The sequence below is a fragment of the Streptomyces sp. NPDC091371 genome (assembly GCF_040684275.1).
GTDB lineage: Bacteria > Actinomycetota > Actinomycetes > Streptomycetales > Streptomycetaceae > Streptomyces.
Genome location: NZ_JBFBFP010000002.1, coordinates 136,673 through 152,699, shown reverse-complemented (window position 1 = coordinate 152,699; position 16,027 = coordinate 136,673). Strand labels below are relative to the sequence as shown.

General features: G+C 74.5%; 7 protein-coding genes. 2 read left to right on the top strand and 5 right to left on the bottom strand.

Translation table 11 applies throughout. From position 1 onward, the window contains the following. Window positions 1–26 precede the first annotated feature (26 nt). On the top strand, window positions 27–3,893 hold the full coding sequence (locus AB0O21_RS03570) for a multifunctional oxoglutarate decarboxylase/oxoglutarate dehydrogenase thiamine pyrophosphate-binding subunit/dihydrolipoyllysine-residue succinyltransferase subunit (protein ID WP_365165708.1): 3,867 nt from the start codon (window positions 27–29) through the stop codon (window positions 3,891–3,893). Between the two features lie 165 nt (window positions 3,894–4,058). Further along, the gene (locus AB0O21_RS03565) at window positions 4,059–6,071 is read left to right on the top strand and encodes a PA14 domain-containing protein (protein WP_365165706.1); all 2,013 of its coding nucleotides are present in this window, start codon (window positions 4,059–4,061) and stop codon (window positions 6,069–6,071) included. A gap of 48 nt (window positions 6,072–6,119) precedes the next feature. On the opposite strand, the gene fxsT is transcribed toward AB0O21_RS03565, so the two are convergent. The 5 genes from fxsT to AB0O21_RS03540 form a co-directional block, all read right to left on the bottom strand. After that, window positions 6,120–9,122: an FxSxx-COOH system tetratricopeptide repeat protein gene (gene fxsT / locus AB0O21_RS03560; protein WP_365165704.1), complete on the bottom strand. Its 3,003-nt coding sequence runs from the start codon at window positions 9,120–9,122 to the stop codon at window positions 6,120–6,122. 68 nt (window positions 9,123–9,190) lie between these two features. Then, window positions 9,191–10,450, bottom strand: coding sequence for an HEXXH motif-containing putative peptide modification protein (locus AB0O21_RS03555; protein WP_365165702.1), 1,260 nt, complete (start codon window positions 10,448–10,450; stop codon window positions 9,191–9,193). Continuing rightward, window positions 10,447–11,715, bottom strand: a complete 1,269-nt coding sequence (locus AB0O21_RS03550) for an FxsB family cyclophane-forming radical SAM/SPASM peptide maturase (protein ID WP_365165699.1) — start codon at window positions 11,713–11,715, stop codon at window positions 10,447–10,449. The genes AB0O21_RS03555 and AB0O21_RS03550 overlap by 4 nt, the downstream gene beginning before the upstream one ends. A gap of 111 nt (window positions 11,716–11,826) precedes the next feature. Further along, the gene (fxsA, locus tag AB0O21_RS03545; protein ID WP_365165697.1) at window positions 11,827–12,015 is read right to left on the bottom strand and encodes an FxSxx-COOH cyclophane-containing RiPP peptide; all 189 of its coding nucleotides are present in this window, start codon (window positions 12,013–12,015) and stop codon (window positions 11,827–11,829) included. A gap of 78 nt (window positions 12,016–12,093) precedes the next feature. Further along, window positions 12,094–16,026, bottom strand: a complete 3,933-nt coding sequence (locus tag AB0O21_RS03540; protein ID WP_365165695.1) for an SAV_2336 N-terminal domain-related protein — start codon at window positions 16,024–16,026, stop codon at window positions 12,094–12,096. Between the last annotated feature and the right edge of the window lies 1 nt (window position 16,027).

Genomic DNA, 16,027 nt, shown 5'->3' with positions numbered 1-16,027 from the left:
TGAAGCGGAAGAGGGCGGTTGCCGCCGTGTCGCCACAGTCCCCCAGTAACCCGAGCACCACGACCGAAGCAGCAGAGGGCGGGAAGAACCCTGCCTCAGGCTTCGGCGCGAACGAGTGGCTCGTCGACGAGATCTATCAGCAGTACCTCCAGGACCCGAACTCGGTCGACCGGGCCTGGTGGGACTTCTTCGCCGACTACAAGCCGGGGGGCGCCGCCGCTCCGGTCAAGGCCGAAGAGCCCGTGAAGACCGCGACGAATGATGGCGCCTCCGCACAGGCCGCCACGACCGTCGCCGGAACTCCTCAGGTCGCCGAAGCTGCCGCCACGGGGGCGGCCAGCACCGCGCCCGCGCCGACCGCGCCGCCCACACCTGTGTCAGCTCCTGCCCCTGCTCCTGCCACCCCCTCTGGTGCCCCTGCTGTGACTGTCACCTCCCAGGCCCCGGCCGCCGCACCGGCCGCGCCCGCCACCCCCTCCGTAGCCCCGCAGAAGGCCGCGCCCGCCACCGAGGCCCCCACGGGCCCCGAGCTGGTGACGCTCCGCGGCCCGGCGGCTGCCGTAGCCAAGAACATGAACGCCTCCCTCGAGGTCCCGACGGCCACGTCCGTCCGCGCCGTCCCGGTGAAGCTGCTGTTCGACAACCGCATCGTCATCAACAACCACCTCAAGCGCGCGCGGGGCGGGAAGATCTCCTTCACGCACCTCATCGGCTACGCGATGGTGCAGGCGATCAAGGCCATGCCGTCGATGAACCACTCCTTCGCGGAGAAGGACGGCAAGCCGACCCTGGTCAAGCCCGACCACGTGAACTTCGGCCTCGCCATCGACCTGGTGAAGCCCAACGGCGACCGCCAGCTCGTCGTCGCCGGCATCAAGAAGGCCGAGACCCTCAACTTCTTCGAGTTCTGGCAGGCCTACGAGGACATCGTCCGCCGCGCCCGCGTCGGCAAGCTGACGATGGACGACTTCACCGGCGTGACGTGCTCCCTCACCAACCCCGGCGGCCTGGGCACCGTGCACTCCGTGCCCCGCCTGATGCCCGGACAGTCGGTCATCATGGGCGTCGGCTCCATGGACTACCCCGCCGAGTTCCAGGGCACCTCGCAGGACACCCTGAACAAGCTGGGCATCTCCAAGGTCATGACCCTGACCTCGACCTACGACCACCGGGTCATCCAGGGCGCGGCCTCCGGCGAGTTCCTGCGCATCGTCGCGAACCTGCTGCTCGGCGAGAACGGCTTCTACGACGACGTCTTCGAGGCGCTGCGCATCCCGTACGAGCCCGTCCGCTGGCTCCGGGACATCGACGCCTCGCACGACGACGACGTCACGAAGGCCGCCCGCGTCTTCGAGCTGATCCACTCCTACCGGGTCCGCGGCCACGTCATGGCCGACACCGACCCGCTGGAGTACAAGCAGCGCAAGCACCCCGACCTCGACATCACCGAGCACGGCCTCACCCTGTGGGACCTGGAGCGCGAGTTCGCGGTCGGCGGCTTCTCCGGCAAGTCGATGATGAAGCTCCGCGACATCCTCGGCGTGCTGCGCGACTCGTACTGCCGCACCACCGGCGTCGAGTTCATGCACATCCAGGACCCGAAGCAGCGCCGCTGGATCCAGGACCGCATCGAGCGCCCGCACACCAAGCCCGAGCGCGAGGAGCAGCTGCGCATCCTGCGCCGGCTGAACGCGGCGGAGGCCTTCGAGACCTTCCTGCAGACGAAGTACGTCGGCCAGAAGCGCTTCTCCCTGGAGGGCGGCGAGTCCGTCATCCCGCTGCTCGACGCCGTCATCGACTCGGCCGCCGAGGCCCGCCTCGAAGAGGTCGTCATCGGCATGGCCCACCGCGGCCGCCTGAACGTCCTCGCGAACATCGTCGGCAAGTCGTACGCGCAGATCTTCCGCGAGTTCGAGGGCAACCTCGACCCGAAGTCGATGCACGGCTCCGGCGACGTGAAGTACCACCTGGGCGCCGAGGGCACCTTCACGGGCCTGGACGGCGAGCAGATCAAGGTCTCGCTCGTCGCGAACCCCTCCCACCTGGAGGCCGTGGACCCGGTCCTGGAGGGTGTCGCCCGCGCGAAGCAGGACGTCATCAACAAGGGCGGCACGGACTTCACGGTCCTCCCCCTCGCGCTCCACGGCGACGCGGCCTTCGCCGGCCAGGGCGTCGTCGCCGAGACGCTGAACATGTCGCAGCTGCGCGGCTACCGCACCGGCGGCACCGTGCACGTGGTCATCAACAACCAGGTCGGCTTCACCGCCGCCCCGGAGTCCTCGCGTTCGTCGATGTACGCGACCGACGTGGCCCGCATGATCGAGGCGCCGATCTTCCACGTGAACGGCGACGACCCGGAAGCGGTCGTCCGTGTCGCGCGTCTGGCCTTCGAGTTCCGCCAGGCGTTCAACAAGGACGTGGTCATCGACCTCATCTGCTACCGCCGCCGCGGTCACAACGAGTCGGACAACCCGGCGTTCACGCAGCCGCTGATGTACGACCTGATCGACAAGAAGCGCTCGGTGCGCAAGCTGTACACCGAGTCCCTCATCGGTCGCGGCGACATCACCCTCGAAGAGGCCGAGCAGGCGCTGCAGGACTTCCAGGGCCAGCTGGAGAAGGTCTTCGCGGAGGTCCGCGAGGCCGCCACGCAGCCCGCGATCGCCCCGCCGGTCTCCCCGGCCGCGCAGGCCGAGTTCCCGGTGACCGTGAACACGGCGATCTCTCAGGACGTCGTCAAGCGCATCGCCGAGTCGCAGGTCAACATCCCCGAGGGCGTCACCGTCCACCCGCGTCTGCTGCCGCAGCTGCAGCGCCGCGCGGCGATGATCGACGACGGCACCATCGACTGGGGCTTCGGCGAGACCCTGGCCTTCGGTTCGCTGCTGATGGAGGGCACCCCGGTCCGGCTGTCCGGCCAGGACTCCCGCCGCGGCACCTTCGGCCAGCGCCACGCGGTCCTCATCGACCGGGAGACGGGCGAGGACTACACCCCGCTGCTGTACCTGTCGGACGACCAGGCCCGCTACAACGTCTACGACTCGCTGCTCTCCGAGTACGCGGCCATGGGCTTCGAGTACGGCTACTCGCTGGCCCGCCCGGACGCGCTGGTCCTCTGGGAGGCCCAGTTCGGCGACTTCGTCAACGGCGCCCAGACCGTCGTCGACGAGTTCATCTCCTCGGCGGAGCAGAAGTGGGGCCAGACCTCCGGCGTCACCCTGCTCCTCCCGCACGGCTACGAGGGCCAGGGCCCGGACCACTCGTCCGCCCGCCCTGAGCGCTTCCTCCAGCTGTGCGCGCAGAACAACATGACGGTGGCCATGCCCACGCTCCCGTCGAACTACTTCCACCTGCTGCGCTGGCAGGTCCACAACCCGCACCACAAGCCGCTGGTCGTCTTCACCCCGAAGTCGATGCTGCGTCTGAAGGCCGCGGCGTCGAAGGCGGAGGAGTTCACGACCGGTTCGTTCCGTCCGGTCATCGGTGACTCGACGGTGGACCCGAACGCGGTCAGCAAGGTCGTCTTCTGTGCGGGCAAGGTCTACTACGACCTGGAGGCCGAGCGGGAGAAGCGCGGCGTCACCGACACCGCCATCATCCGCATCGAGCGCCTGTACCCCCTCCCGGGTGCGGAGCTCCAGGCGGAGATCGCGAAGTTCCCGAACGCGGCCAAGTACATCTGGGCGCAGGAGGAGCCGGCGAACCAGGGTGCGTGGCCGTTCATCGCGCTGAACCTGATCGACCACCTCGACCTGGCGGTCGGCGCGGACGTCCCGGCGGGCGAGCGCCTGCGGCGCATCTCGCGCCCGCACGGCTCGTCCCCGGCGGTGGGCTCCGCCAAGCGCCACCAGGCGGAGCAGCAGCTGCTGCTGAACGAGGTCTTCGAAGCCTGAGCTTCGTGACCGCGGAAGGCCCGGCCCCCTTCGGGGAGCCGGGCCTTCCGGCTGTGCGGACCTGCCCGCCACTGACCTGGCCGGGGCAAGTAGAGTCCGCTTGGCGGAAGACCAGCCCCACATGTGACCGCCCGTCCTTCTTCCTCCTCGGACAGGCCTCGCACTTTGACCCCAACTCCCCGGCTGCTCCGCGGCATCGCCGCGTCAGCCGTCGTCGCCACCCTCTGCGGCCTCGTCACCGCCGCAGGCGCCTCCTCGGCCGCCGCCGCGACGGTGAACTGCCCCTCGCCGCAGTTCACCCGCGTCTTCTTCCCCGACGCCACGTTCACCGGGACGCCCGTACGGACCGACTGCGACACCGCGGTCGACGAGAACTGGGGCACCGGCGCACCGGCCGCCGGAGTGCCGGCCGACAACTTCGGCGTCCGCTGGACCCTGGCCCGGGACTTCGGTTCGGGCGGCCCGTTCACCCTGACCGCCACCGGCCAGGACGGCATCCGCGTCTACCTCGACGGGGTCCGCCAGATCGATCTGTGGAAGAACGTCTCGGCCGACCAGACGCAGAGTGTGAACGTGACGATCCCGCCGGGCACCCACACGCTGCGCGTCAACGTCGCGAACTGGACCGGCGCCGCCAACGTCAAGTTCGGCTACGCGCCCCGGACCTCGGCGGCCGACGACAAGGTCAAGCCCGTCGCCCCGACCGGCGTCAGGTCGGTGCTCGACAACGCCACCGCGCAGGCGAAGGTGTCCTGGGCCGCGAACAAGGAGATGGACCTCGGCGGCTACCGGGTCTACCGGCGGCCGGAGGGGACCACCGCCTGGACGCTGGTCCGGACCACGAAGGCGACCTCCTTCTCCGAGCTGCCGCCCGAAGGCGCCGGCCTCACCTACCACTACCAGGTGCGCGCCTACGACCTGGCCGGGAACGTGTCCGCCGCGACCGCCGGACAACCCGTGACCACGTCCACGGCCGCCACCCCCGGGACTCCCAAGGCCACCGCCGACGACGCCGGCGTCTCCCTGACCTGGCCGGCTTCCCCGGGAGCGACCGGCTACCTGGTCAAGCGGACCGGTGACCCCACGGTCCGCACGGCCGCCACGCCGAGCTTCACCGACACCACCGCCCCGCGCTCGGTCGTCTCCGAGTACCAGGTCGCGGCCGTGGACTCGGCCGGCCGGGCCTCCCGCTACAGCTGGGCGGCCACCGCTCGCCGACCGGTCGCGGCACCGCACGAGGTCACCGCGGCTCCGGTGTCGGGCCGCTACGTCGACCTGTCCTGGAAGGTCCGTCCCGGAACGGACGGCGCCTACGAGGGCTTCACCGTGTACCGCTCCACCACCCTCCCGGTGAACACCCGGACGGCGGAGGTGTTCTGCGGCAGCCGCACCTCGAAGACGCTGCCGGACGGGCGGATCCAGTGGACCTGCCAGGACAACGGGACCGCCGCCGACACCAAGTACCACTACGTGGTCCAGGGCTGGGGCACCGACCGGTACGCCGGCAACACCTCCGTGGACTCCAACACCGCCACCGTCACCACCGGTACCAAGGACCTGACCCCGCCCCCGGCGGTCACGGGGCTGACCGCGGAGGCCACCGCCTACGGCATCGTCCTGAAGTGGAACGCCAACCCGGCGGCCGACCTCCAGCGCTACGAGGTCTACAGCGGAACCCCCCTCGGTGAGGAGAAGGTCTGCTCGGCCGGCGTGAGCGCGTACCTCGGCAAGACGGACACGTCGTACCTGGTGGAGACCCTGCCGGACGGCGGCGAGCGGTGCTTCTTCGTCGATGCCGTCGACACGGCGGGCAATTCCGCCTTCCAGTGGACCGGCGAGGCTTCGGTCACGAGCGTGACCGAGCTGGACGTGACGCCGACCGTCGAGACTCCCGAGAGCGGACCGGTCTCCCTCGGCGCCGCCCGTGCGGCCTCCGGCACCGCCGTGGACCTCACGTGGAACACCGTCGCGGACGCCACGGGCTATCTGGCCTACCGGTGGAACCCGGCCACCAAGGCCTACGAGAAGCTGACCGCCAACCCCGTCACCGGCACCGCGTACACGGACTCGGGCCCGGCCACCGGCACCACCCATTTCTACCGGGTGACCGCGGTGTACGCCGACGGCAAGGAGTCGGCGCCCGGCGGGGACTACGCGATCCTCCCGCCGCACCAGTAGGACGGAAGGCGGGGCGGCGGCCGAGCACGCCCCGCCCCGCCGCACCGCCTAGGGCTGGGGTTCGAAGTCCCAGTACGGGCGGACCCGTTGCTTCGCGGAGATGGTGTGGACGTGCTGGGCGCCGAGGGTGCGGGTCAGCGCCTTGATGCCCGCGTCCTCGTGCTTCGCGGCCTCCTCGTCCTCGCGGACGGAGCGCAGGTCCGCGGCGAGGGCGATCTGCGCGCTGAGCGCCATCGGGTGGTCCGGTCCCAGGACCTGTTCCGCGCCCCGCAGCGTCTCCCGGCTCAGGGACAGGGCGTCCTCCCGGTGCCCGGTGATGTTGCGGTGCCCGGTGGCGTTCAGGGCGCAGCCCAGGGTCCACGGGTGCCGGTCGCCGAGCGCGCCCCGCATGCCGACCAGGGCCTGTTCGGCGAGGGAGAGGGCCTCCGCGCGTTCGCCCTGGGCCCGCAGGATCAGGCCCAGGTTGCCGACGGTGCCGATGCTGTACGGGTGGGCGAGGCCGAGTTGGGACTGGTAGCCGCGGACGACGTCCTCGGAGATCCGGCGGGCCTCGCCGATGTCCCCGTATTCCCTCAGGTACGTCGCGTAGTCGGAGGCCACCATCAGCGTCCACGGGTAGTCGACGCCGAAGACCCGCGTGGCCCGTTCCCACACGATCCGCAGCCGCTGCCCCGCTCCGGGGATGTCCCCGCTGCGGCGCAGGCACAGCCCGAGGTTGTGTTCGGCCCGCAGGGTCTGCGGGTGGTCCAGGCCCAGGACCTGGGTGTTGACCTTGAGGCCCTGTTCCTGGCGGGTCTGCGCCTCCCGGTAGCGGCCCATGAGCCGCAGCCCCATCGCGCAGGCGATGCCCGAGGACAGGGTGGAGATGTGGTGGGCCCTCAGGACGCGCTCGCGGCGCCGCAGGGTGTCCAGGTCGAGGTCGTAGGAGTCCTGGTAGCGGCCGAGGAGGCGGTAGGTGGCGGCGAGGTTGTTCTGGGCGGCCAGCGTGGTGGAGTCGTCCTCGCCGAGCAGCTCGCGGTAGGTGTTCAGGCAGTGCTCGAAGATCTCCCGGGCCGGCTCGAACTTGGCGATGCACAGCAGGACTCCGCCGTAGGAGCTGGTGGCGCGCAGGGTCTCCAGGTCTCGGTCGCCCCGCTCCTCGGTGAGCTCGACGGCGCGGGCCCGGGTGAGGGTCTCGGCGCGCCGGAACAGGCCGAGGTTGCGCAGGGCTCCGCCGTACTGGTAGCTGAGTTCGCGGACCTTGGGGTGGTCCTCGCCGAGCATGGCCCGCCAGGCCTGGTCGGTTTCCTCGGACAGGCGCAGGCAGGTGCGGTACTCGCCGGCGAGGATGAGGTAGCGCAGGCAGTGCAGCAGGAAGGTCTGGATGCGCGGGTTGCTGCTGGTGATCACCCCGGAGGGGCCGAGGTGCGGGATGAGTTCGGCGTACCGGGGCCAGAGCCGGGAGTCGGAGGGCCGGCCGGGGTCGGCCGCGGCGAGGACCTGGCGGACGGCTCGGGAGAGCGGTTCGGCCTCCTCCTCGGAGAGGTTCTCGCGGACGATGCCGTGGACCATGCGGTGCAGCTGTACGGTTTCCAGCCCGCCGCCGCCCTCCTCCACGGGCAGGTCGGAGTACTCCAGGCGGACGACGGAGAACTGGACGAGCTTGTTGAGGGCGGCGTTCCAGCGGATCTGGTCGTTGATCAGCCCGGCGAGCTGTTCGGGCACGTCGTCGGCGGGGAATTCGCGCAGCAGCCGCAGCGGCACGGGCCCGGGGGCGAAGAAGACGAACAGCCGCAGCAGGGCGAGGGCGTCGGGGAAGTTCTCCCGTACGTTGTTGAGGAGTATGGCCAGCGCGGTGGGGAAGGGCAGCGGGTAGTCGTCGGAGACGGTGACGGCCTCGCGGGAGTCCAGCCGGCGCTGGAGCAGCGCCAGGTAGTCGCCGACGGTCAGCGGTGAGTCGGCGAGCCAGCCGGCGGTCTGGTCGAGGGCGAGGGGGTAGTCCTCCAGGGCCTCGGCGAGCTGGTCGGCCTCGTCGGGGCTGAGCCGGCGGGCCCGGCGGCGGATGAAGGTGACGGACTCGGGGCGGGCGTAGAGCGGGACTTCGACGAGGCTGGTGTGCCGGGCTGCCCACTCGCGGTTGCGGGAGGTGATGATGACGTCGCCGGCGCCGGAGGGCAGCAGGTCGATGAGGTCGTCGGGGTTGTCGCAGCCGTCGAAGACGATCAGCCAGCGGCCGTACGGGGATCCGCGCCGCAGCGCCTCCAGTACGGCCCGGATCTGCTCGCCGTAACTGCCCGCGCCGCGGGGCAGGCCGAGGGCGGGGGCCAGGTCGGCGAGGCGTTCGCGCAGGGTGGGCCGGTCCTCGGCGGGGACCCACCACACCAGGTCGTACTCGGAGGCGAAGCGGTAGGCGTACTCGGTGGCGACCTGGGTCTTGCCGACGCCGGACAGCCCGAGGAGGGTCACGGTCGAGGCGCCGGGCGGGGCCTCGGCGAGGGCCTCGCGCAGGGTGCCGATGACGTCGTTGCGGCCGGTGAAGCGGGGGTTGCGGCGCGGGACGCGGCCCCAGATCTCGGGCGGGTCGTTGGGGAAGCGGGGGCCGCGGCGGCCCGACTCGGTGCCGATCCGGTCGGTGGGCAGCTCCAGGCGGCGCAGGACGCGGTACTCGGCCTCGTAGGCGTCCAGCCCCCACAGGTCGGTCTTCTCCAGGACGGCCACGGCGCTGGGCAGCGGCGCGTCGGTGAGGCAAACGGCCGCGTACCGGTCGGGATGGCGGTCGGTGACCGCCCGCAGCGCGGTGTTCCACTCCTCGTCCGGGTGCGTGCCCGCGGAGAAGTAGCGCTCGCTGAGGACGAGCAGGACCCGGCTCCCGGAGCGGGCGAGGTCGTCGAGGGCCGGGTCGAGGCCGGTGGTGTTCTGCGGGTCCCAGCGCTGGAGGGACACGCGGTGGCCGTGCTCCTCCAGCCGGTGGGCGATCCAGACGGCCCAGGGGCGGTTGAAACCCGCGAAGCTGATGACGAAGCGCTGGGGGCCGGCGGCTGGGCCCTGGTCCTGCCGAGTACCGGTGGTCATGCGGCCTCTCCCTGGAATCCGGGCAGTGGCAGTGGACGGGGTTGAAACCTACCGCAGCCGACGCTCCGTCAACCTCGTACGAACGCCGCGAGTTCGGGGTGTGCCTCGCACCAGGCGCGGCGTTCGCGGTCGACGGCCCGGCGGGCGGCGGTGTGCTGGTCGCCGGGGGGCGGGAGTTCGTCCATGGCCCGTTCGGCGGCGGCCATCGCGTCGGTGAACTCCCGTCCGGCGGGGGTCAGTCGCTCGTGGGCCCGCAGGGCGGGCAGTACGGCGGCCACCTGGGCGCGGATCCGGGCGTGCTGGGCCCAGGCTCCGCGGGCCCCGTAGAGGGCGGCGCGCTGCCAGTACCCGGCCAGGGCCAGGTGGGCGTAGGTGCCGTGCAGGAGTCCCTCCAGCGGGCGGGGGTCGCTGCGCCAGGGGGCCCAGTGGCGGGGGGTGCGGTCGGCGGTGTGCAGGGTCAGGACGTCGGCGAGGGCGGCCAGTTTGCCGTGCTGCACCTCGTGGACGAGGGTGGCGGCCAGCGCGGGCGGGGCCTGCGCGCGGGCCAGGACGGAGCCCGCGGCCGCGGGGAGGGTGGCGCCGCTGGAACGGGAGCCGCCGCCGAGCGGGACGAGGGAGCGCAGCAGCTGGACGGTTTCCTGCGCGCGGGTGGTGTCGTAGCGCCGGAGCAGGGTGAGGGCGCCGGCCCACTGGGTGTCCCAGCGTTTGTGGCCCTTGGGCGTGAGGCGGCGGGCGGGGCGGACGGGCGCGGGGCGCGCGGGGCCGGGTGCCCGGTAGGGGTCGAGGTCGTCGAGGGCGGTGCGGCCGCCGGGCAGGACGTGCAGGGGCAGGGTGGCGGGGTCCTCGGGGTCCCAGGAGCGTTCGGTGAGGGCGAGCGAACCGGTCCGGTCCGGGCGCAGCAGTCCGAGGGTGGGCAGGACGAGCCGGCCGTGCGCGGGCCGCAGGGTGTGGGTGAAGGCGATCCGGGCGCGCAGGGCTGCGGCGACGGCGAGGGCCCCGAGGTGGCCGAGGTCGGCGGGCGGCCCGGAGGGGGCGTGCAGCCGGCGCAGGGTCTCCTCGGCCCACACCCCGGTGGCCGGGTAGTGCAGTACGTCGCGCACCGCGTCCGGATCGCGGAGTTCGGCCTCCTCCAGGAGGGCCCAGTGGTCGGCGGCCTCCCCGGAGCGGCCGCCGGGGGCGGCGTCGAGGACGGCGCGCAGCAGGAGCAGGCGCTTGGAGCGGCGCACGTCGCGCACCAGGCGGGTGCCCTCCGCGGTCGGCTCGGTGGAGGCGAGGGCGCGCAGGACCGGGGAGGAGACGCTGAAGGCGGCGAGGGCGACGGCGGTCACGAGGCCACCCGCCGGGTCGCCGCCGCGGCCGTCACGGCGGCGGCGATGTGGCGGATCAGTGCCTGCAGGTCGGCGCAGTACACGGACGGCTGCCGGAAGCCCTCGCCGGCCCGGTAGCGGTGCGGGTAGTGGCCGCCGCCGCACACCTCCACCAGTGCGCAGGCCCGGCAGTCGGCGGCGAGCGCGTCCCGTCCGAGCTGGCGGGCGGCGAAGCCGGGGTGGTCGAGGAGCTGGTCGAAGCCGTGGGTGTGGACGCTCATGCCGGTGGCGGCGGCGCCCTCGTACGCGGATTTCAGCGAATCGGCCTGTTCGATGGAGCCGTCGGTCTCGATCACGGCGGTGGCGGCGGGCGCGAGCCCGAGGGTCTCGGTGGCGGCCGGCAGGCCGAGCAGCAGGGCGATGATCTCCTCGAAGATCCGGATGCGGGTGCGCCGCGCCCCGGCGTGCCACCAGCGTTCGAAGACGGCGAGCAGCCAGTCGGCGTACGGGGTCGCGGACGGGTGGTGGCCGGGCGGCGGGGAGCTCCAGTTGGCCAGCGGCAGCAGCAGCCCGATGGCGGGCGGGGTGAAGGCGAGCAGGGACTCGTAGGTCTCCACGGGGTCCTGGCCGAGGTCGATGACGCTCAGCACCCCGGCGTAGCTGGCGGGGTGCCGGGCCAGCAGCCGCAGGCCTCGGGCGGCGGCGCCGAAGCCGGGGCGGCCGGAGTGGTCGACGCGCCGGGCGTTGTGGGCGGGCAGTCCCCCGTCGAGGCTGACGCCGACGCGGATCCCGGCGGCGGCGAGCGCGGCGAGCCGGCCGCGGGTGAGCAGGGTGCCGTTGGTCTGGACGGTGGCGGTGACCCGGGTGCCGGGTGCGGCGGCGGCCAGGGCGGCCCGGACGGCTTCCACGGGCGCGGCGAGGGCAGCGGGCGCGGCGAGCAGCGGCTCTCCGCCGTGCAGGACGAGGTCCACGCGGGGCAGGCGGTGGGCGGCGGCGTGCTCGGCGATCCGGTCGGCGGCGCGGGTGGCGGTGGCCGGGGTCATGGCGGCGGGCTGGTCGCGCCAGCCCTCGTCGGCCATCGTGTAGACGTAGCAGTAGGTGCAGGCGAGGTTGCAGCGGCTGCGGGTCTTCAGTACGAACTGGCGTATGGGGTGGGGCCGGTGGCCTGCGGCGCGCAGGGCGGGGACGTCGAGGCGGGCGTACGGCCAGGGGGCGTGGCGGGTGTGGCGGGCGTGGTGGCCGCCGTCCGCGGGCAGCCCGGGTCCGCCGGTGATCGCTCGGCTCATCGCTGCACCTCCCCGCTGCGGACGGTCCATCCCTGCCCTGCGGCGGGCGCCGGCTAACGGCGGAAAGTGGTCAACTCGCTCAACTCGCTTTCGGGCGGCGCGGATCCGTGGTCAGTCGACTCCGGAGTCGAAGGCGTTCAGGATCTCGGCCGGGTGCGTCACCCGCTCGACCATGCCCTCTATCACCTGGGCGAGCACGGGATGGTCGATCCCGCGCAGGGTGGCCAGGTCCAGCGCGGAGAGGTCCGGCAGCCCTCCGGGGCACGCACGGCTCGCGACCGCTTCCTGATGCTGAGTCACCACGGGCTGCCCGCCCCTCTGTTGCTCCGACTTCGATGGTCCACTCACCTTTCCCCTCCCCCGGTGTGCGGAAACTGCTCAGAGGTCTGCTTCCAGGGCGCGCGTACGGGCGCGCAGGGCCTCGCGGCGCTCCTGGTCGGCGCCGGCGGCGGAGCCGAGCCGCGTCCACAGCTCCAGTGCGGAGCGGTACGCGTCCAGGGCGGCCCGGGGGCGGGCCAGCCGCTCCAGCACCTCCCCGCGCAGCTCCTGTACGCGGGCCGCCAGCCGGACGGAGGTGTCCGTGCGGTCCGGCTGCGCCGCCCGGTCGGCTTCCAACGCGGCCCGCCAGGACCGCCGGTAGGAGTCCGCGGCCCGGTCGAGCCGGTCCAGGGCCCGCGTGTGGGCGTGGATCTCCTGCTGTACGTCGCCGTGGTCGCGCAGGGCTCGGGCCCGGTCGAGGGGGCTCCGGCTCTGCCGGGCGGCCAGCTCCAGCAGGTGCTCCGCCTCCAGCAGGTCCACCGGGTCGCCCTCGTAGGCGTGCCGCAGCCGCAGCCCGGTGGCGAGGCGCCGTAGCCGGTGCGCGGCGTCGGGGTCGGACTGCGGGACCGCGGCCCTGCTGTCGCGCAGGACGCGTACGGCCGCCCCGGTGAACCGCCGCCCGTCGGCGGCCCTCGCCCGGACCAGGAGTACGTCGCCCCATTCGGGCAGCAGTTCCGCGAAGACCTCCGCGTCGCGGGGGATCAGCCGCCGGGCCCGGCCGTAGGCCTCGGCCGCGTCCTCCAGCGCCACCGGGTCGCCGTCCCGCGCGTACCGCGCCCGGTGCACCCGGGCCCGGCACACCAGGGCCGCGACCCGCAGCTCCGGGTCCCCGTCGGCCTCCTCCAGGGCGGCCGCCAGCTGCCCGGCCGCCTCCCCGAGCCACCCGGGCAGGTACCGCAGCGCCCCGGCCAGCTCCACCCGGACCCCCGCCACCCGCCGCCGGTTGGGCGCGGTGCCGCCCAGGAGGGACCTGAGAGCGGCGGCCAGGCGGGCCGCGGCCTCCTCCGCCAGCGTCGTGCGGTCGGCGGGGGCGGGGGTGTGGGGCAGCAGGGCCAGCAGGACCCGGCCCAGGGCGAGGTGCAGCTCCGGATGCGGCACGGGCCGCGGGCCGGGGCCGGAGCCCGCGAACGGCCCGCGAGCGGGACCTGGGCCCGCAACGGGGCCGCGGGCGGAACCCGCAACCGGGTCCGGGTCGGAGCCCGGGCCCCCGTCGGGATCCGGGGCGGAGCCCGGGCCCGCGACGGGAGCGGGAGCGGAGCCCGGGCCCGCAACGGGATCGCGGCCCGGGCCCCCAACCGGGTCCGGGGCAGAGCCCGGGCCCCCCACGGGATCCGGGTCCGGGCCCGTGACGGGGTCGGGGGCCGGGCCCGTGACGGGGTCGGGGGCGGAGCCCGTGACGGGGTCGGGGGCGGAGCCCGTGACGGGGTCGGGGGCGGAGCCCGTGACGGGGTCGGGGGCGGAGCCCGGGCCCGTGACGGGATCAGGGCCCGGGCCCCCAACCGAGTCCGGGGCAGAGCCCGGGCCCCCAGCGGGAGCGGGAGCGGAGGCCGGGCCCCCGTCGGAATCCGGGGCGGAGCCCGGGCCCGCGACGGGATCCCGGGCAGAGGCCGGACCCCCTACGGAATCCCGGGCAGAGGCCGGACCCCCTACGGAATCCCGGGCGGGGTCCGGGCCCACGACGGGATCCGGGGCGGAGCCCGGGCCCGTGAAGGGAGCGGGAGCGGAGGCCGGGCCCCCGTCGGGATCCGGGGCGGGGTTCGGGCCCGTGACGGGGGCGGGGGCCGGGACCGGCGGGGGCGCGAGGGTGGGGGCCGGGCCGGCCAGGGGGGCTAGGGCGGCGCGGGCCTCGTGCAGGGGCGCGGGGTCCTCTCGCAGCGCGCTCAGCCGGATCAGGGTGTCGGCCCGCCGGACCGCGCAGTCCCGGCGCAGCTGCGGGTCCGCCGCGGCGGCGCCCGCCGCGGCGAACTCCCGGTCGGCCGCGGCCAGCAGCTCCGGGTCGGGCGCGCCCGCCAGGGCCCGTTCGTACAGCACCCGGCCCCGGACGGCCCGCGCCGGCGGTGTCCGCAGGCCGGTCAGGGCCCGCTCCGCCTCGGCGAGCAGCTCCGGGTCCCGCTGGGCGGCCCACAGCCGCAGCAGGGCCCCGGCCAGCTCCGTCTCCGCCTCCTCCGGCGTTTCCCCGGGGCCGGCGGGGGCCGTCACCGCCCGGCGCAGCACGGCCACGGCCTCGTACAGGGCCCGCGCGTCCCCGTCCCCGGCCCCGTCCGCGAGCCGGGCCCGCGCGGCCCGCACGGCGCGGGACCGCTCCGGCAGCGGCGCCGGCTCCCGGGCCGGCGGGCCCTCCTCCGGGATCCCGGGCAGGTAGCGGCGTACCACCTTGGCGGAGACCTCGGCGAAGGCCCTCGGGAGCCGCCCCGCCGGGACCCCGGCCGCGTCCACGGGGCCCTCCGCCACCGGCGCCGGCGCCCCGGTGAGCTGCGAGACGGCGAGCGCGGGGAAGTTCCGTACGCCCCGCCCGAAGTGCGCCAGCACGTACTCCGAGCAGTGCTTGAGCACCAGCGCCGCCTCGTCCCGCCCCAGCGGCCCCAGCAGCACGTCCTGCACCCCGGGCACGAACTCGTACCACTGCCCGTACTCCGGCCCGGTCCGCCGCAGGAGCCCGCTGAGCAGCACCTCCGCAAGGTCGGACGGCTCCGAGTCCGGCAGCATCGTGCGCTGCACGAGCCGCATCACGGGCAGCGTCAGCGGCGCCGCCGACAGGTACACGGAGAGCTGTACGGCCCGGGGCGCGGCCGAGGACCGGAACCGCGCCACCAGCTCGCGGGGCGGCCGCGCACCCCTGGGCGGCGGCGCCGGCGCGCCGGGGTGTCCGGCCAGCACCCGGCCCACCTCGGCCGGCACCGGCCCGCTGCCCAGCCCGGCGACGAGCCGGGCCCAGGCCCCGAGGGCGGTCGCGCTCGGCGGCAGCACCGGCACGGTCAGCCCTCCCGCGGGCCGTCCGGGCAGCGGCGGCCGGTCCGCCCTGAACCGCAGCCTCCCGCCGGCTCCCTCCACCCGGGCGAGCGTGCCCCGCTCGGTGGGCAGCCAGGTGCGCCCCCACAGCCGCTGCGGCAGCGGCTGCACGACCACGCACGGCGTGCATTCGGCCCACCGGTGCAGGAGCCGCTGCGCCGCGCCCTCGCGCCACATCGGTCCGGCGCAGTCGGAGACCACGATGGTCAGGGCCCGCCCGGTCGGATCGCGCAGCTGGTCGGCGGAGCGCAGTCCGGCTCCCGCGACGGGGCCGCGCCCCAGCACGACCGCGCCGTCCGCGAGCCGGTGCAGGTAGTGCACCTGGACGTCCCGGAAGGCGCCCAACCGCTCGCACACGGTGCGCAGTTCCTCGAACATGTCCTGCCAGACGGCCATCGAGGGCGAGGCGTCCATCACCAGCCGTACGGTCGCCTCGCGCCGGCTCTCCGGCCGGAGCACCGGGATGACCAGTCCGAGGGCCCGCGCGCTGGCCTCGGCGGTGGCCGGTTCGTCGAGCACCCTGCGGGTGGGCGGGGCGGGCGGCCGGTGCCGCTGGAGGGCGCGCAGGGCCCGCTGGATGTCGAGGATGCGCGGCAGCGCGGCCGCGCCCGGCACCCGTACGGGCACGCCGGCCTCCCCGGGTGATCCGGCCCCGTCCGCCTCCGGTTCGGGGGGCGGGCGGTGCGCGCCGGGCGCGTAGAGCCGGACCTGGCCCTCTGCCTCCGGCCGGCCCGGCCCGGGCTCCGCAGGCGGCGGCCCGGCGGTGTCCTCGGCCTCCGGCCCGGCCTCCGGCTCGCGGGCCGGCTCGGCCTCCGGCTCGGGGTCCGGCACCCGGGCGGGCGCCCGCGCCCCCTCCGCGGACGGCCGCCGGATCCGCCCGGCCAGCCACAGCGCGTCGGCGATCTCCTCGGCGGAGGGGTCGAGCCCGGCCGCGCCCAGCAGGGCGGCCAGTTCACGGATGCCGGGTGCGGCGGGATCGGGCACG